This is a genomic window from Serpentinicella alkaliphila, assembly GCF_018141405.1.
Classification (GTDB): Bacteria; Bacillota; Clostridia; order Peptostreptococcales; family Natronincolaceae; genus Serpentinicella; species Serpentinicella alkaliphila.
The window spans coordinates 1,638,322-1,656,003 of record NZ_CP058648.1; the positions used below are offsets into that span (position 1 = coordinate 1,638,322).

The window sequence follows — 17,682 nt, forward strand, 5'->3', positions numbered from 1 at the left end:
GATAGTGTTTACTATCCTCTTAAAGCTCTACAGTAAATTACGATTTGACGACTTATTTTCATACATGGCATTGTCAGCCTTTTCGATTAAATCATCAATTGACTCACAATCCTCTTGATATTGTGAAAATCCATAGCTAATACTTATGTTATATGGGCTAGATCCAGTTAGGTTATATTCTTCTATGGAAGTTATAATTAATTCTAATGTATTTTTAGCTTCCTCTAAGCTTAAGTCATCAAAGATAATCAAAAACTCATCTCCGGCAAATCTGCAAAGCATATCAACTTCACGCAAGGTTGATTTTATGAGTTGACATACGACTGTTAGTAGATTATCACCTTCTCTATGGCCAAAGGTATCATTTATTACTTTTAAGTCATTTACATCTATAAAACAGATCGTTGTTTGAAAGGTTGATTCCTGGGATTTTTTTATCTGCTTATTTAAATGTTCTATTCCTGCTCTTCGATTAGGAACTCCTGTTAAAGAGTCGGTTAAAGCAAAATAACGTTCTTTTTCTTCAGCTATTTTTCTACTTCTTATATTAATATACATCAACAATACAATAATACATAAGGATGTAAAAATTGAAACTAATGACACAAAAACCTTTTTGTTGTTTGTGTAATAGTCAATAATAGAGTTTGGTTTGTTAATTACTATACTTCCATTAGGTAAGTTTCTCATACTTAGATTAAATTTTTTAAGTACGCTGTAATCAAACATATAAATATTAGGACTATCTATAACAACAGGTATTTCACTAGGTTTTTCACCACTTAATATTGAAATGGCCATATCACCTACAGTTTGTCCATGGGTAAACCCAGAGGTAAGAACTCCACCTAAGAGACCCTTTCCTAAATAAAAATCCCATACTCCATAGATTGGCACACTTGCATTTTTTGAAATCAGACTAATACTTTCATCATATGAAAAATTGTTATTAGACTTATCTCTATTAAATGACAATAGCAAAATTATACTATCATGGTTAATAGTTTTTACTTTTTCTTGAATTTCCGGCATATTGTAGTTATCCCAAATTTCAAAAGAAACTACATCATTATAAAATGGCAAAATTAGATCAAGATTTTTTCGATTCGCTTGACCGGTTACTGTAGTATCATTAATTACTATAATATTATTAACTTTAGAATTAATCTGAAGTGCTACATCAATTGTCCCTTTTAAGTCGTAGGACTCTACTACACCAGTGAATAAGTCATGGTTTTCAATCATAGACTCCTCAAAATAATTTACACCACAAAAAATCGCTGGTACATTCTTAAATATTTTATCATGGTACATCTTTACAAAATTAAATGCTACATCATCAGTAGAGATAACTAAATCAAATTGTTTATTCTTATACTTTCTAATAAGAAGCTCATATAAATGTTGAAGATACACGGGATCAGTATTTCTTTGTACATCCATAAATTCATAAGTGAATTCGATATTGTCCATACTGGCATCTAATTTGGATTTAATACCTAATTCTAAATCATCAGTCCACTTTAGTCCCTTATTATATGAATTCAGAATAAGTATTTGTTTTTTTGATGGCTTAGCAACATTAATGACTATGCTATTTTGCGGAAGTAATTCTAACGGGATATTATGCTTCTCCAACTGCTTAAAATCAAATTCATAGCTCGTTGTTTTTTCAGTAACAACAGGTATATTTGACGGATGTTCTCCGTTTAAAATCCTAATTGCAATTTCAGCAGCGGTTTTACCTTGATAGAAACCACTTGTTAACTTACCACCAACAATACCATGACCTAAAGTGAAGTTCCAAACACTATAAATGGGGATCGAACAATTTTGCTCTATCATTGAAACAGCTTCATAATAATCATAGTGATTACCCTGATTATCTTTAAAATAGATCAAATACAAAATAATACTATTTTGAGGTAAACTATTTACTGAATTAATAATTTCCCTAAGGTTTTCCTCATCAAGCTTAATGAAATCTAATCTATCAGAGTATTCAGGTATTACATTTGAGAATTCCCTCATAATTGATACACCCGTTGTTGTATCATCAACTACATAATATACTGTTTTAGTTTCGGGATGGAGTTTAATTGCAGTATCAATTGTTGCACCAATATCAAAACCTTCCACAACACCGGTATACGAACTATGGTTATTAATCATTTGTTGTTCAAAATAATTTACACCACAAAAAACAACAGGAGTATTTGGAAACAGCTGGTCTCCATATTTTAAAAGGAATTCAAAAGCAGCATCATCAGATGAGATAATCAAATCAAAATTTCTATCACTAAATTTATATCTATAAGTATCCAAAAGGAGTTGTAAATACTGACTATCCACTACTCTTTGAGTATCCATATATTCTACTTGTAATTTTATGTTTGCATAATCGGAATTAAGGACAGATTTAATACCATCAAAAATATCATCACTCCATTTATAACCTGAATGATATGAATTGATAAATAGAACAGTTTTTGTTTCTAAAGTAGAGGAGCTATAAGCTTGTACATTTATATAAGAGAAATTAGTTATAAATAATAGTGCTAAGGCTAAGGATAGGATTTTATAATATTTTTTCATTATATAACCTCGCAATTTGTTGAAATATATGTACTTATTCAACTATTATATCATTGTAAGAGATTAACAGGAAGTACAATATTTAGTGATTCTACATATTTTCCAAAATTTACAAATACTATTAATAAACTAGCCCTCTTTATATAATTAAAGGGGGCTAGTGATTTCTATAAAACTTAATTGTTTAATTGACGACTTTTAACCTTAGATTGGTACATGGCATTATCTGCTTTGTCTATAAGGTCATCGATAGATTTATATTCATCGGGGTTATATTCAGAAAACCCATAACTAAAACTTATCTCATAAGCATTATTATTACTATGATTATATTCAGTAATACACTTAGTGATTTCATTTAATATGGATTTAGCCTCCTCGATGCCTATATCACTAAAAATAATTAAGAATTCATCTCCAGCAAATCTACAAAGCATATCAACACTACGTAGCTTTGGTTGGATTAGCCTACATAAAGCAGATAGTAAATTATCTCCTTCTCTGTGCCCAAAGGTGTCATTTACTATTTTAAGGTTGTTAACATCAATAAAACAAATAGTGGTTTGAAATTTGCCATACTGGGACTTTTTAATAAGTTTTTCTAAATGTTCGATAGCTGCTCTTCTATTTGGTATTCCAGTTAGTAAGTCTGTTAATGCATAGTATCTCTCTTTATTATGAGAAGCCTTCAAATATATTAATAAAAGAATTATACATAACACTAAAAAAAATGGAGGCAGTTGATAATAGAACTTTTTTATTATCCTGATAGTAATCAAATATTGTACTCGGTTTGTTAATAATAGTACTGCCTATAGGAAGTTTATCTATATTAATACTAAACTTTTTTAGCATAAAGTAATCAAACATATAGATATTAGGACTTTCAGTAACAACTACTATTTCCGAAGGATATTTTCCATTCAAAATTTCAATAGCCATATGGCCTACAGTTTCACCATGTGTTATGCCGGAGGTGAGTACACCACCAAGTAACCCTTTTCCTAAGTAGAAATCCCATACTCCGTATATTGGAACGCTTGCATTTTCTGAAATTAGACTTATGCTCTCATCATAGGAAAAACTATTATTTGATTTGTCCCTATTAAGGGATAAAAGTAGAATAATATCTTCAGTATTTAGTGATTTTACTCCTTCTTGAATTTCAGCCATAGTTAAGTTGTTCCATATTTTGAATGACACTCTATCTGAATATTCTGGAATAATAATATCTAGATTTTTTTGATTAGATTGACCAGTAATAGTTGTATCATTGATAACAATAATATTTTTAATTTTAGGATTAATTTCAAGAGCCATATCTAATGTGCCTCTTAAATCATAGGATTCAACAACTCCTGTTAAAAAATCATGCTCTTCGAGCATGCATTCCTCAAAATAATTAACTCCACAGAAAATACTAGGTATTCCTTTAAAAACATTATTATGATGAGTCTTAATAAAATTAAAGGCAACATCGTCTGTAGTAATAACTAAATCAAATTGTTTGTCTTTGTATTTTCTTATAAGTAATTCATATAAGTGATGAAGATATACGGGGTCAGAATTTCTTTGTGAGTCCATATATTCATATGTAAATTCTAAATTTAAATTGCTCTCTGCTAATTTAGATTTAATACCAAGTTCTAAGTCATCAGTCCACTTTAAACCTTTATTATACGAGTGTAATATTAAAATTTGTTTTTTAAAAGGACTGGATTTATTAATTATTTTGCTATCTTGAGGAAGCAACTCTAAGGGGATATTATGTTTTACTAATTGGTTGAAATCAAATTCATAGTGAGTAGTTTCTTCAGTTAAAACTGGTATATTATTGGGTTGCTCTCCGGCTAAAATTCTTAATGCAATCTTTGCAGCAGTTTTACCTTGATAAAATCCATTTGTTAGTTTTCCACCAACAATGCCATGCCCAAGATTAAAATTCCAAACTCCGTAGATAGGAACTGAACTATTTTGTTCTATCATAGAAATGGCTTCATAGTACTCATAGTAGTTATTTTGGTTATCTCTAAAGTGAATTAAATATAGAATAATACTGTTTTTAGAAAGGAAGCTAACTTTATTAATTATTTCATCAAGATTTTCCCCATATAACTGTACAAAATCTAAATTACTAGAGTAACCAGATATACTTTTTGAAAACTCCTTCATTATTGAGTTACCAGTAGTTGTATCATCTACTATGTAGTATACATTTTGAATGTACGGATGAAATTTTATTGCAGTATCTATAGTAGAGCTTATATCAAAGCCTTCTATTACACCTGTAAACTGCTTATGATTATCAATAGTGCTTTGTTCAAAGTAGTTAACTCCACAAAAAACAACCGGAGTTTCAGGAAACAATTCGTTGCTATGCTTTATTAGGAATTCGAAAGCTGCATCATCTGATGAAATTATTAAATCGAAATATTTATCTCGGAATTTGTATTTATATGTATCTAATAATAATTTAAGGTATTGCTCATCTACGCCTCTTTGAGTATCCATATACTCAACCTGAAGCTTTATTTTATCAGGCCCAGAATTTAGTACCGATCTAATGCCATCATAGATATCATCACTCCATTTATAACCTGAATGATAAGAATTTAAAAATAGAATATTTTTTGTTGTATGAGTAGGTTTAGATGTATTAGCTATAACAACCGAAAAAGATTTACTTAAAAATAACAGAAAAAATATTAATGATAGTATCCTAATAAAACGTTTCATTAATCTAACCTCACATTTAGTCGAATTATGTTAAAAGTAATTATATCACTGCAAAAGTGCAACAGGAAGTACTATATTTTATAAAATATAAGTATTTGAGAGTAAGGATTTATAAATAGTATATAAAATAATGAAAGGTAAAGTTTTTAAATTAATTAAAACGCCTTGTATATATTATCTTTTAAGTTTAATATTTATTTCAGAAGTATATCAATTACACAGAATAGGGAAGGACTGTATTAGATGGAATGTAAAATCGGTTGTGCAGCATGTTGTATTGCACCTTCTATTTCTTCTTCAATTCCTGGTATGACTAAAGGAAAACCCGCGGGAGTTAGGTGTATTCAGTTAACTGACGATAATAAATGTAGGTTGTTTGGAAAAAAGGATAGACCAAAGGTGTGTAGTAACTTAAAGGCTTCTTCAGAAATGTGCGGAAATTCAGCAAGTGAAGCTTTTAAGTATCTTGAAGAATTAGAACAGGCAACAGTACCCGATTAAAAATAAATTTTATATGTTGTTTACATTAGAATTTAACTAAAATTATTAAAACTATAAAACTATAATTTCTTTTAACTAACTTAGAAATATGTAAAAGGATCTTTTCTCATTATTCTTTTTTGTTAGGTAGAGGTACCTTACAATTCATCGTGAAAAATGTTAGATCAGTATTATACTATACATAGAAGATTTCTTATACTGATTAAGTTGCTGACAAAAAACTATATCTAGCGTGACTTGATGGCACGCTAAAAACTTTTTTGAAAACTTTGTAACAAAAATTAGAAAACTGTAACTAATTATTGAAAGGAGGATTTGAGTGTTTGAGATTGAAGAACTATATATGAACTATAAGGATGATGTATTTTATTACTTAATGAGTCTCACACACGATTATGCTCTTTCTGAGGATTTGTTATCGGAGACTTTTACGAGTGCAATTAAAGGCATTACAAATTTTAAAGGAAACTCTTCAATTAAAACATGGCTTTTTTCGATAGCTAGAAACTTATGGCTACTACATCTACGTAATACTAAGAAGAGTATAGAATATAATGATATGATAGGTATATATGTTACTGAAACATTAGAAGACAACTTTTTTACAAAAGAGGCAGCAGAAAGAATACAAGAGCTAATAAATACTAAAGACAAGCGAACACAAGAAGTTGTGAGGATGAGAATAGACGGAATACCATACGCAGATATAGCAGTTAGACTAACAATATCTGAAAGTTCAGCTAGGGTTATAGATTTTAGATGTAAAAAATGGCTTAAGAATATATTGTACGAGGAGGGGCTATATGAACCAACATAAGTCAAATATATCATGTGGTATCTGCCAGGATCTCATACCATTGGTTCTGGACAACGTGGCTAGTGAAGATAGTCAAAGAATTGTTACTGCACATGTAGAATGCTGTAAAGACTGTGAAATCCTATATAATAGTGTTAAAGGTCCAGATTCTAATCTACAGGATGATAGTAAGATTATTAAGTCCATAAAGAGAAAAATTTATTTTAGTTGTATTGCACTTCTTGTAATTGGAACTATGATTGGAGTGTATCTGTCTAATTCAATGGGGATGTTCTATAACATTATATTAATGCCTATGATAGGTGCAATTGCCTATTACATCCTAGGGAAAAGATGGTATATTGTATCTGTAGGTGTTTTCATAACTTCTTACATTTGGTTATTTGTCGGATTTGTTATTGAATACCGTAAATTAGCCATAGAAATATTTTATTACCCTATATATTTAACCGCTATATATACAGCTCTGACAGTTATTGGAGTTTTTGTTTCGAAATTATTGTATTTTGCTTTTAAAAAGGAAGGGGTAAAACATGTTAAATAAAAATAGAGTTTTAAAAGTTATAGCAGGATTGTTAGCATTACTAATAGTTTCAGGATTGTTATTTATTGTTAATTCATTTGTTGGAAACCCAATTTCTGCGAGTATTGCAACATCAAAAATTAATTCTTATGTGCAAGCAAATTATTCAGATTTAGAATTAGAAGTATCAAAGGCAACATATAATTTTAAAACCTCAGCATATCAATCATTCGCTGTATCTAAAAAAAGTGAGGATACCAGGTTTTCAATTAGCTGGCGAAAAGGCCATATTTCAGATTACTATGAGTCTGAGGTAGTGAGCAGATTCTCAACTTATAGGAGGCTAAGTGAGGAGTTTGATAATGCAATAGAAAGAATAATTTCTGAGGAGTTTCCATATGAAGTAGATTTGATAATCGGGGATTTTGCAAAAAGTGAAGGGGATTTTAGTACTTTAGTTTTAGATATGCCGTTGGACATACATAATCCACCCCTAAAGACTACGCTTACCATATGGACTTTTATTGAGGAATATAGCTATGAAGCATTGGCAGAGCAACTTTTGGACTTACATAGGCTAATGTTAAAACATCAAATACCAATTAATGAGTATTCATTAAGATTAGTGAAAGATTATAGAAATTCTGAAAAGAAAGAGTTTACTCCAGATGAGTTTTATATATTTGATTTCCCTGCAGAATTTATTTATGAACATGGCTTAATTGAAAGAATAAAAGATCATCAAAAAGATTATGAAACTAAATATAGTAAATAACAGTTAAAGGATGTGTGAAGACTGCACGTCCTTTAACTGTATAGTTATTTATAACTTATTATAAATACTAAATACTTTTTTAAAAAAGAGATGAACTTTATAGTCTTGAAAGCACTTAAAGAACCTCGTTTATATCAGGCAGCCTTTTTAGAAGGAACAGGATCAACACTAAATCCTAAGGGGATCAGTTTAGATTTAAAAGATTTTTGATAATTATTTTCTAGGCTCTGCTTAAGAAAAATGTTGAAAATTGATATTACTTGAATATTTGGTTATAATTAAGACTACACAGATGATTATGGAGGTCTTTGTATGCCACAATTGTAGAGTCAATTATAAAACACATACAGGTTTTGGGAACAACGGGACAAGAAGAAGTATTAAATTACCTTGAAGAAGTAATTGTGTTAGGCTCATTTGTTACTGAAGCTGCAGATGAGGTTAAGGAAAATAGATTTTCAAGGGGAAGGTTTGTCCTCATTGTGAAAACGATAAAGTATCAAGAAACGTTAAATTTGATGGAAAACAAAGGTATATCTGTAAGTCTTGTAGAAGAACTTTTAATAATTTTGCACAATAACCAAGTTACAATAGTAAGAAAGATACACGAAAATGGATATTATATGCGAAGTGCATGATAAATGGCTACTCTATCAGAAAATGTGCAGATATAGTTGAAATCAGTGTACCTACAACATTCTTCTGGAGGCATAAAATTATAGATGCAATTAGAACTTTCGTGGGAATGGGTAGCGTCGGAGGGGTTGTAGAAGTTGACGAAACCTTCTTCAGAGAATCATTCAAAGGGAACCATAAAAAAGCACAACCTTTACCATGCCCAGAAAATAACGAAGGAGAGGAGCAAAGGGTAGTCAAAGCAATAAGGGTCAAAAGAAAAAAAGAGGAATCTCCAACGAGCATGTTTGTGTGCTATGTGCTTTGTGCTATGGATAGGGCTGGGAATATTATGACCGAACTTATATGTAAAGGAAGGATGAAGCATACAGATATAGAAAGGTTCTTTGAGAATAGGATTGATGATGATTCTATTTTCTGTACTGACAACATAAGAGTTATATTAAGTTTGCACAAAATACGGGAGTTGAACTAAAACAAATTAAGCGTGGAAGGCATAAAGAAGGGGTTTATCATATACAACACATCAACTCTTATCATAGTAAACTCAAAAGTGGTTGAATAGGTTTAATGGTGTGGCTACTAAGTATCTTTCAAATTATATGTATTGGTTTAAATGGCTTCAATATTTTGATACAGAGAAGAATACTTTAAGAGTAAACATCTTATAGTGCAATCTCACACTTCTCATTGTGATACAAAACTAAGAGATTTTAAAATCAAGAAAACCATGTTTGTATAATAAATTTTCTAACATAAAAACGCATTTGTAAGATAATGTTCACTAATATATTTGGTTGTGAATCTTAATGCTATGCGGCCTATCAGTGAAACTTGAAATTATTAGGGGGAGATTTTTTGAGCACCAATAAAACAAATGGTTTTTGGGTTTGGCTTATATCTGTTGTTATAGCTGGCATAATAAATGGTGTTGTTAATAGCATTGCAGGATTTGAATATGATGTGTTTTCGGATAATTTTAACATTATAAAATTGTCAGTAGATTTACTTATATATGTTATTATTTTTGTACCTACATATTATTTGATAGTATATATTATAAATAAATCTAGAAAATAGACATCATTCATAAAATACGACATAATGGGCCCTTTTTTAATAGGCTCCCATTAATAATCTTTAATATCAACAACATTCTTAAACAGAGCCATTTTCTAAAGATTTGATCAGTACTAACTGGAGTCCAGGCTAAAGGATGCCAAGATAGCAATACTTTTTTTTCGTTAAAGTCAGATAAACTTAAACTTTTATTATTAGTATTTTTAACAGTGAACATCGGGGCAACATTACCTACTTTAATAATACTCATTTTTAAACTCTCTCAAATAGCATATGTATTAGTTAAAATTATAGTTTTTTATGTTTATACTAGTATTATTAGTTTTGAATTAGTAGGTTATGAGGTATAAAAATTAAAATGTATCCTGTGAAATGGAGAAAATATAAAAATTTAGCTTACCAAACGGCAAGCTAAATTATATATAGAAGTATAATGTTCTCTTATGCACCGGAGGCAATAATATTTTTTCCAGTAAATTGACTATTGTATAACTCCGCATAGAAACCCTGGTGAGCTAATAATTCTTGGTGGTTTCCTTTTTCGATGATATTACCATCATTCATAACCAAAATTAAATCAGCATCTTTAATAGTTGAAAGTCTATGTGCAATTACAAAGCTAGTTCTTCCTTTCATAAGGAGATTCATTGCTTTTTGTATATGGACTTCGGTCCTTGTATCTACACTGCTGGTAGCCTCATCTAAGATTAAAATAGCTGGATCTGCAAGTAAAGCCCTTGCAATGGTAAGAAGCTGTTTTTGTCCTTGGGAGATATTTGATGCTTCTTCTGTTAGTATTGTGTCATATCCATCAGGTAAAGTCCTAATAAAGTAATCTGCCCTTGCCGCCTTAGCTACACTTATAATTTCATCATCAGATGCATCTTTTCGTCCGTAGCCAATATTTTCTTTAATAGTACCTTTAAATAGCCATGTATCCTGCAGCACCATTCCGAATACACTTCTCAAATGCTCTCTTGTCATATCCTTTATATTTACTCCATCGATCGTAATTGTTCCACCATCGATTTCGTAGAAACGCATTAATAGATTAACTAAGGTAGTTTTACCTGCCCCGGTTGGTCCTACTATTGCAATTGTTTGACCTGCTGAAACATTAATATTCATAGCTTCAATTAGAGGTTCATCCTGTTTATATGCAAACTTAACATCCTCAAAGACTACATTCCCCAAAGGTTTAGTAATTGATTTACCATTTTCAGAATCAGGTATCTCCTCTGTTTCATCAAGCAACTCAAAAACTCTTTCTGAAGATGCTATAGTAGATTGAATAATATTAGCAATATTTGCTGTTTGGATGATTGGATGCGTAAATTGCCTAGAGTATTGAATAAAAGCTTGAATGTCTCCAATATTTATAGCACCTTTTGTCGCAAGAAGGCCACCAACAACAGAAATTATCACATAACCTATATTATTCACGAAGTTCATAAGAGGCATAATTACGCCTGAGATAAAGTCAGCTTTCCATCCTGCGTTATATAGTTGATTGTTTATTTCATCAAAGTATTTCTTTGATTTCTCTTCTAAGGAAAATGCTTTAACAATTCTGTGTCCAGTATACATTTCTTCAATATGGCCATTAAGTTTACCTAAACTTTTTTGTTGCTCAGAAAAATATTTCTGTGATTTTTTAGCAATGTTTTTTGTTACTATAGCATATAGAGGCAATGTTACTAACAGTATTAGAGTCATAATTGGACTAATTGTAAGCATCATAACAATTATACCTATTAAAGTTATAATTGAAGAAATAAGTTGGGTTATGCTCTGTTGAAGTGTATTACTAATATTGTCAATATCATTTGTTATTCGACTTAATATTTCTCCGTGAGTATGGGTATCGTAAAATTTTAATGGTAGCTTAGAAAGCTTTTTGCTTACATCTGATCTCATATTGTAAACTGTTTTTTGAGCAACTGTTGCCATAATAACCTGCTGTATATAGTTGAAAAGTGCGCTTAATATATAAAGACCGCATAAAGTTAGCAATATGTTTAATATATATCCAAAATCAATTGTTGACTCACTTAGCCCATGAAGCCTTTGAATTGTACCAGAGAATAGCTCTGTTGTAATTTTACCCATAATTTTAGGGCTAACAACACTAAAACCGGTTCCTAATATTGAAGTTATGACTACTACAAATAAGTGATATTTAAATGGTTTAAGATAACCTAATAATCTTTTGAGTGTGCCTTTAAAATCCTTAGGCTTTTCGGTAGGCATTATCATTGGTCCTAGTCCAGAGCCAGGGCCTCTTCGTGGTCTGGTATTTGAGATTTTGTCATTACCTTTCATTAGGCTATCTCCTCCTCTGAAAGCTGAGAAGATACAATTTCTCTATATACATCGCAGCTATTTAAAAGTTGTTTATGATTACCTATGGCCGTAATTTCTCCTTTATCTAGAACGATTATTTGATCAGCATCAATTATAGTACTTACACGCTGTGCCACAATAATTAATGTAGCTTTTTTAGTTTGGTTTATAAGCGCAGCTCTAAGTCTAGCATCTGTCTTAAAGTCTAGGGCTGAAAAGCTATCGTCAAATAAATATATTTCTGGTTTTCTAACCAGGGCTCTAGCTATTGATAATCGTTGTTTTTGTCCCCCGGATAAGTTTGTTCCACTTTGTGAAATTACAGATTCAAAACCTTCCTTCATATTATAAATAAACTCAGTAGCCTGAGCGATTTCACATGCCTCTTGAATTTCATCAAATGTAGCATTTTCTTTTCCATGTTTTATGTTATCTAATACAGTTCCACTAAAAAGTACTGATTTTTGCGGAACAAAACCTATTTTATTTCTTAGTGTTTTTTGTGTTAAATCTTTAATATTTATTCCATCAACTAGAATGATACCACTATTTGTCTCATAGAATCGGGGAATTAGGTTAAGTAATGTTGATTTTCCTGAACCAGTTCCACCAATTATTGCTGTGAATTTACCTGGTTCTGCTCTGAAAGTAATATTTTTTAAAGTAGGCTCTTCTGCACCAGGATAACTAAAGGTTACGTCATTAAACTCCACTAAACCATCCTGCTTATTAGCCTCAATAAAGTTGTTAGTATCCTTAATTTCGGGTATAGTTTCTAAGACCTCATTGATTCTTACTGCTGATGCAGATGCTCTTGGTATCATTACAAACATCATTGATACCATAATTAATGCAAACATTATTTGCATAACATACTGAATAAAGGCCATAAGATCTCCTACTTGCATAGTACCACTATTTATTCTAATAGCTCCAAACCAGATTACTGCTATTGTTGCAAAATTAAGAGTAAGAGACATTACTGGCATTAGAGCAGCCATCAATTTATTTACTTTGAGTGTTGTATTTGTAAGATCATGGTTTGCTTCATCAAAGCGTGTTCTTTCATGATTTTCCTTATTGAACGCCCTAATAACTCTTACACCAGTTAGATTTTCACGAACTACATGATTTAATTTATCAAGCTTAGTTTGCACTAATCTAAAAAGGGGAGTAACTCTTTTTCCAACAACAACAATTCCCAAGGATATTAATGGTATTATAAATACTATAGTTAATGACAGTTTTGCATCCCTTGTAAATGCCATAACAATACCACCAATTGCCATCATCGGTGCCCTAGCCATTAATCGAAGAGACATAATTACTAAATGCTGAACTTGAGTGATATCGTTGGTTGTTCTAGTGATTAGGGAGGATGTTCCTATTTTATCAAATTCATTTAAAGAAAAGTCTTCAGCTCGTCTAAATATTGCACTACGTAAGTCTCTTCCAAATGACAAAGCAGCTTTAGCTGACAAATAACTAGATAGTATTGCACATGAAGTGCCTACTAACGCAATTATTAACATTTGACCACCAAGTTTAATAATATAAGGGGTATCTCCATTAACTATACCTATATCAACAATGTTTGCCATTAATGTAGGAAGGAATAATTCGCTAAGGGCTTGAAGGAAAATTAATAGCAAAGCAGCAATAACTGATAGCCTATATGGCTTTAAAAATTTAACTAATTTAAACATTAAATCATCTCTCCTATATACTGATAAGTTTGCAATAATAGTTAATATATATAGACTTAAGGGTTTTCGCAGGCAGTAATCAAATTACGTTTCATCTGAGTAAATAGTTCTTTAAGCTTTATTTTATCTTCTTCAGTAAAATTTCTAAAAGTTTCAAATTCTATCTCTTTTTTTATCTTATCAACTTCCATACAAACTTCTTTACCTTTGTCTGTAATATATACTCTTGATATTCGTTGGTCTATGCTATCTTGTCTACGTTCGATAAGTCCAGATTTTTCCATTCTTTTTACCATCGCTGTAATGGTTGATGCTTTAATATTTAGCTTATTGGCTAAATCTTTTTGACTCTGACCATCACTTTTGTATAGGGCAAAAAGAAGAAATGGTTGACCAGGATAAAGTCCAATTTTATCTAGAAGCATATGGGTTCTTTGGTAGTGGTAGCGTATAACTTGATAAAACATACTATTAAGAGAATCTGGTTCATTAAAGTGCATAATATCACTCCTAAATTAGTTAGTCGACTAAACATTATTATACTATCATTGACATTTTTTATAGTCAATATTATTTTTATATGTAAAAAGTTCATACTAGGTTCATAATTAAAGTCTAAAATGCAAATATCATCATTATGAAAATTCTTTATTTATTGATAAACTATTTTATAGGGAATTATATAAGTAAAGGTATATTAAATCCTTGTATATTATATGTGAGTTCCCCTCTCAATATATAGCACATTAAAAATGTGCAACTTAAAGAGTCAATGGTCTATCAATATGTATAGGCCATTGACAGTATTACAAATATATTCATAGACAATAATGGGGTGATAGTTATGGTAAACATTTTAGTTGTTGAGGACGATAAAAATCTTCAAAAACTTATGACCGCTGTTTTAAAACAAAGTGGATACAATGTTATTGTTGCAAGGGATGGTGAAGAGGCACTCGATGAAATGAGTACTTCTCATGTTGACTTATTAATTAGTGATATAATGATGCCAACAATGGATGGGTATACTTTAATTGATACGTTGAGAAAGGCAAACTATACTTTACCTATACTAATGGTTACAGCAAAAGAAACTTTTGATGATAAAAGAAAGGGGTTTCTTGTGGGAACAGATGATTATATGGTAAAACCCATTGACATGGATGAGATGCTTTTGCGGGTAGCGGCTTTACTTAGACGTTCTAGAATAATAAATGAAAATAAATTAAAGATTGGTGATGTAGAGCTAGATAATAATACTCTTACAATTAGTAGGAACAATGAAATAATACTTTTGCCGAAAAAAGAATTTTACCTTTTATTTAAGCTACTAAGCTACCCTAAACAAATTTTTACGAGACAACAGCTTATGGATGAAATATGGGGAATGGACACAGAGGCAGATGAAAGAACCGTTGATGTTCACATAAAAAGGCTAAGGGAGAAATTAGCAAGTTTCACTGAATTTGAAATCATTACTGTAAGAGGACTTGGTTATAAGGTGGAAAAAAGGATATGAAAAGAATAACTACAAAACTAATAGCTTTATGTGTTTCAGTGTTGTGCTTATCCTCATTATTAGGAGTTATCGTATCTACCTTTTTTGCAGAAAATATTAAAAATGAAATAAGAACAAATCAGTATTCAATTGCTACATCCGTACAAAAATTAGGTTATAAAACTGATTTAACTGTCGAAGAGATTGTCCAGTTAACATCCGCCCCTATGTATGATGTAAAATTAGTTGAAGATATTCGTTCCTTAAGAATTGATGAAGAGGAGTTAAATAGAATTCAAACCGGGGAGATTGTTCTTTTATCACCAAATAAACGTCATGGTTCAACAACTATGGTAATGGTGAAAAATTCATTTATTTCGGTTAGTCTCCATCCGCATAATACAATTTTTAAAGTAGTTGCTTCGAGGGTATGGTTTGCAATGCTATCCTATACGTTAATTGGCGCATTGTTAATAATAATATCCGTAAGAATAACGATAAAGCGCATTCTAAAACTTAACTCAGCTACGAAAGAAGTAGCAAAGGGAAATTTTGATATACAAATAGAAAATCATAGCAATGATGAAATTGGACAGCTCACAGACAATTTTAATAAAATGACTAGAGAGTTAAGGAGTATTGAGTATTTGCGAAAGGATTTCATAACTAGTGTGTCTCATGAATTTAAAACTCCTCTTGCGTCAATACAAGGATTTGCAAAACTACTTCAAAAAGGTAATTTATCAGAGGATGAGGTAAAGGATTATACTAATATTATTGTTGAAGAAAGCGCAAGGTTATCGAATTTATCCTCTAATATATTAAAGCTTTCAAAACTAGAGAATCAGGTGATTTTAGAGAAACGTTCTAAATTTTCCTTAGATGAACAAATGAGAAAGAGTATCCTGCTCCTGGAACATGAATGGAGTAAAAAGAATATCGAATTTGATATTGAGCTTGATAGTGTAGATTATTCAGGGGATGAGGAGCTACTTCAACAGGTTTGGATCAATATTATAAATAATGCTATTAAATTTTCGAATGAAAATGGAAAGATTAGATTAAGACTTAGGGAGAGAGGTACATTTATACAGGTTATAGTAGAGGACAATGGAATTGGTATGAAAGAGGAAACACTTAACCGTATATTTGAAAAATTTTATCAAGGGGATGAGTCTCACTCTCACGAAGGGAATGGGTTAGGATTACCTTTAGTAAAACGTATTCTTGATTTATGTGGTGGAAGCATTAAAGTAGAAAGTGGTATAAACGAAGGTTCTATATTTATTGTGGAATTACCATTGGATTAATAATGGACTACTACACTGTTTTCTTGATGATGATATGAAGGCTATCTCTTAAAATAAGGTAAATTAATTAAGTTAAATGAGAAAGTATCTCTCATATTGTAAAAAAAATGGAGATTCTACATTAATATATAGTATTACAGAAAACATTTCTACAAATGACAAGTTTGTAGTTGCCTTACTATTATTACCCGGGAAATGACAGAAAAATATCTATAATAGACATTAGTTAACAATTCCTTTAAATTTTGTCGATAAAGGTCCACTATGAAAAATATAATGAACAATTTTGAGGAGCGATATATATGAAATTTTGTTGGTGTACTATCTCTGTAGAAAGTATGGAAGAATCACTGAAGTTTTATGAAGAAATAATAGGGCTTAACATTACAAGTCGTTTTCAGGCTGGGCCTAATAAAGAAATCGCATTTTTAGGTAACGGGGAAACACAAGTAGAGCTTGTTTGGGACAAAAATCAAAAGTTACTAGGTAATATCGATGGTATTTCTCTAGGATTTAAAGTCGATTCTGTAGATAATATGATAGACTTTATAGAAGAAAAAGGACTTGAAGTGGAAAGTGGGCCATTTCAACCTAGTCCCAATATTAAATTCTTTTTTGTTAAAGACCCAAATGGATTCAGTATTCAATTTGTAGAAACTTTATAAAAGTATTAAGGCATCTTCAAAATGAAGATGCCTTAATAAATAAAAAGAATATAAGGATTAGATAACAGAACCTGCAATTTTTTCGATTATTTTCATAGCTAATGGCCAATTACCTTCATTTGTATCTACAATAATTTTATGTTTTATACTTATTATTTCATCAAATCCACCCATGCCACTGACACTTGGATCAGCAGCATATAGAGGAGCTTTTTCTATGTCTCCTATACTATTACCTGAATTTAAAACTAAACCTGACAAGCTTGCATTGATGCTAGTTCCTGCTAAATTAGTGAATCCATTTGTATACTGCATATTCTTATCGTTGAGATCTAGATATGCTGTAATTCCGTGTTTTTTTAACTCTGCGATAGCTTTTTCTGCCTTATTTATATTATTAAAGTAACCTGCTAGGTTAATGGTTTTCACCATCCTTTCGTTTTAGTATATAATAGTATATCCTTAATAATAATTTTTATTAGTAAAAATTACATATT

General features: G+C 30.8%; 16 protein-coding genes and 1 pseudogene. 9 read left to right on the forward strand and 8 right to left on the reverse strand.

The window, feature by feature from the left end:
- Positions 1-27: 27 nt before the first annotated feature.
- The 3 genes from HZR23_RS08270 to HZR23_RS08280 all read right to left on the reverse strand — a co-directional run bounded on the left by HZR23_RS08270 (position 28) and on the right by HZR23_RS08280 (position 5,331).
- Positions 28-2,595, reverse strand: coding sequence for an ABC transporter substrate binding protein (locus HZR23_RS08270; protein WP_132849296.1), 2,568 nt, complete (start codon positions 2,593-2,595; stop codon positions 28-30).
- A 176-nt stretch (positions 2,596-2,771) separates the two neighbouring features.
- Positions 2,772-3,287, reverse strand: a complete 516-nt coding sequence (locus HZR23_RS08275; protein WP_165913741.1) for a GGDEF domain-containing protein — start codon at positions 3,285-3,287, stop codon at positions 2,772-2,774.
- Positions 3,271-5,331 carry an ABC transporter substrate-binding protein gene (locus HZR23_RS08280; RefSeq protein ID WP_132849294.1) on the reverse strand — a complete coding sequence of 687 codons (2,061 nt, stop codon included), beginning with the start codon at positions 5,329-5,331 and terminating at the stop codon, positions 3,271-3,273. The genes HZR23_RS08275 and HZR23_RS08280 overlap by 17 nt, the downstream gene beginning before the upstream one ends.
- 243 nt (positions 5,332-5,574) lie before the next feature.
- Here HZR23_RS08280 and HZR23_RS08285 point away from each other — a divergent pair, with 243 nt between their 5' ends.
- The 6 genes and pseudogenes from HZR23_RS08285 (at position 5,575) to HZR23_RS08310 (ending at position 9,663) form a co-directional block, all read left to right on the forward strand.
- A complete protein-coding gene (locus HZR23_RS08285; protein ID WP_132849293.1) occupies positions 5,575-5,832 on the forward strand; it encodes a YkgJ family cysteine cluster protein in 258 nt (85 codons plus the stop codon).
- A gap of 319 nt (positions 5,833-6,151) precedes the next feature.
- Positions 6,152-6,649: an RNA polymerase sigma factor gene (locus HZR23_RS08290; RefSeq protein WP_132849292.1), complete on the forward strand. Its 498-nt coding sequence runs from the start codon at positions 6,152-6,154 to the stop codon at positions 6,647-6,649.
- The gene (locus HZR23_RS08295) at positions 6,636-7,193 is read left to right on the forward strand and encodes a zf-HC2 domain-containing protein (RefSeq protein WP_132849291.1); all 558 of its coding nucleotides are present in this window, start codon (positions 6,636-6,638) and stop codon (positions 7,191-7,193) included. Before HZR23_RS08290 ends, HZR23_RS08295 begins: the two co-directional genes overlap by 14 nt.
- Complete coding sequence (locus HZR23_RS08300; RefSeq protein ID WP_132849290.1) at positions 7,183-7,947, forward strand: YfjL-like protein; 765 nt, start codon at positions 7,183-7,185, stop codon at positions 7,945-7,947. The genes HZR23_RS08295 and HZR23_RS08300 overlap by 11 nt, the downstream gene beginning before the upstream one ends.
- 320 nt (positions 7,948-8,267) lie before the next feature.
- Positions 8,268-9,325 (forward strand): annotated as a pseudogene (locus HZR23_RS08305) (IS1595 family transposase).
- Positions 9,326-9,441: 116 nt separating this feature from the next.
- Positions 9,442-9,663, forward strand: coding sequence for a hypothetical protein (locus HZR23_RS08310; protein WP_132849289.1), 222 nt, complete (start codon positions 9,442-9,444; stop codon positions 9,661-9,663).
- A 7-nt stretch (positions 9,664-9,670) separates the two neighbouring features.
- Here the strand turns inward: HZR23_RS08310 and HZR23_RS08315 are convergent, their stop codons facing one another.
- The 4 genes from HZR23_RS08315 to HZR23_RS08330 all read right to left on the reverse strand — a co-directional run bounded on the left by HZR23_RS08315 (position 9,671) and on the right by HZR23_RS08330 (position 14,212).
- On the reverse strand, positions 9,671-9,913 hold the full coding sequence (locus HZR23_RS08315) for a redoxin domain-containing protein (RefSeq protein WP_132849288.1): 243 nt from the start codon (positions 9,911-9,913) through the stop codon (positions 9,671-9,673).
- A 191-nt stretch (positions 9,914-10,104) separates the two neighbouring features.
- Complete coding sequence (locus HZR23_RS08320; RefSeq protein ID WP_132849287.1) at positions 10,105-11,985, reverse strand: ABC transporter ATP-binding protein; 1,881 nt, start codon at positions 11,983-11,985, stop codon at positions 10,105-10,107.
- Complete coding sequence (locus HZR23_RS08325; protein ID WP_132849286.1) at positions 11,985-13,712, reverse strand: ABC transporter ATP-binding protein; 1,728 nt, start codon at positions 13,710-13,712, stop codon at positions 11,985-11,987. The genes HZR23_RS08320 and HZR23_RS08325 overlap by 1 nt, the downstream gene beginning before the upstream one ends.
- Before the next feature lie 56 nt (positions 13,713-13,768).
- Complete coding sequence (locus tag HZR23_RS08330) at positions 13,769-14,212, reverse strand: MarR family winged helix-turn-helix transcriptional regulator (protein WP_132849285.1); 444 nt, start codon at positions 14,210-14,212, stop codon at positions 13,769-13,771.
- A gap of 344 nt (positions 14,213-14,556) precedes the next feature.
- On the opposite strand from HZR23_RS08330, the gene HZR23_RS08335 reads away from it, so the two are divergent.
- The 3 genes from HZR23_RS08335 (at position 14,557) to HZR23_RS08345 (ending at position 17,185) form a co-directional block, all read left to right on the forward strand.
- The gene (locus HZR23_RS08335) at positions 14,557-15,231 is read left to right on the forward strand and encodes a response regulator transcription factor (protein ID WP_132849284.1); all 675 of its coding nucleotides are present in this window, start codon (positions 14,557-14,559) and stop codon (positions 15,229-15,231) included.
- The gene (locus HZR23_RS08340; protein WP_132849283.1) at positions 15,228-16,520 is read left to right on the forward strand and encodes a HAMP domain-containing sensor histidine kinase; all 1,293 of its coding nucleotides are present in this window, start codon (positions 15,228-15,230) and stop codon (positions 16,518-16,520) included. Before HZR23_RS08335 ends, HZR23_RS08340 begins: the two co-directional genes overlap by 4 nt.
- A 302-nt stretch (positions 16,521-16,822) precedes the next feature.
- A complete protein-coding gene (locus HZR23_RS08345; protein ID WP_132849282.1) occupies positions 16,823-17,185 on the forward strand; it encodes a VOC family protein in 363 nt (120 codons plus the stop codon).
- A gap of 57 nt (positions 17,186-17,242) precedes the next feature.
- Here the strand turns inward: HZR23_RS08345 and HZR23_RS08350 are convergent, their stop codons facing one another.
- Positions 17,243-17,617, reverse strand: coding sequence for a hypothetical protein (locus HZR23_RS08350; RefSeq protein ID WP_132849281.1), 375 nt, complete (start codon positions 17,615-17,617; stop codon positions 17,243-17,245).
- Positions 17,618-17,682 lie beyond the last annotated feature (65 nt).

What these genes read in the sequence shown, in the direction of transcription:
- HZR23_RS08345 (WP_132849282.1), top strand. Translation starts at nt 16,823, where the DNA reads ATGAAATTTTGTTGGTGTACTATCTCTGTAGAAAGTATGGAAGAATCA.
- HZR23_RS08325 (WP_132849286.1), bottom strand. Translation starts at nt 13,712, where the DNA reads ATGTTTAAATTAGTTAAATTTTTAAAGCCATATAGGCTATCAGTTATT.
- HZR23_RS08280 (WP_132849294.1), bottom strand. Translation starts at nt 5,331, where the DNA reads ATGAAACGTTTTATTAGGATACTATCATTAATATTTTTTCTGTTATTT.
- HZR23_RS08330 (WP_132849285.1), bottom strand. Translation starts at nt 14,212, where the DNA reads ATGCACTTTAATGAACCAGATTCTCTTAATAGTATGTTTTATCAAGTT.
- HZR23_RS08270 (WP_132849296.1), bottom strand. Translation starts at nt 2,595, where the DNA reads ATGAAAAAATATTATAAAATCCTATCCTTAGCCTTAGCACTATTATTT.
- HZR23_RS08300 (WP_132849290.1), top strand. Translation starts at nt 7,183, where the DNA reads ATGTTAAATAAAAATAGAGTTTTAAAAGTTATAGCAGGATTGTTAGCA.
- HZR23_RS08350 (WP_132849281.1), bottom strand. Translation starts at nt 17,617, where the DNA reads ATGGTGAAAACCATTAACCTAGCAGGTTACTTTAATAATATAAATAAG.
- HZR23_RS08335 (WP_132849284.1), top strand. Translation starts at nt 14,557, where the DNA reads ATGGTAAACATTTTAGTTGTTGAGGACGATAAAAATCTTCAAAAACTT.
- HZR23_RS08295 (WP_132849291.1), top strand. Translation starts at nt 6,636, where the DNA reads ATGAACCAACATAAGTCAAATATATCATGTGGTATCTGCCAGGATCTC.
- HZR23_RS08315 (WP_132849288.1), bottom strand. Translation starts at nt 9,913, where the DNA reads ATGAGTATTATTAAAGTAGGTAATGTTGCCCCGATGTTCACTGTTAAA.
- HZR23_RS08340 (WP_132849283.1), top strand. Translation starts at nt 15,228, where the DNA reads ATGAAAAGAATAACTACAAAACTAATAGCTTTATGTGTTTCAGTGTTG.
- HZR23_RS08320 (WP_132849287.1), bottom strand. Translation starts at nt 11,985, where the DNA reads ATGAAAGGTAATGACAAAATCTCAAATACCAGACCACGAAGAGGCCCT.
- HZR23_RS08285 (WP_132849293.1), top strand. Translation starts at nt 5,575, where the DNA reads ATGGAATGTAAAATCGGTTGTGCAGCATGTTGTATTGCACCTTCTATT.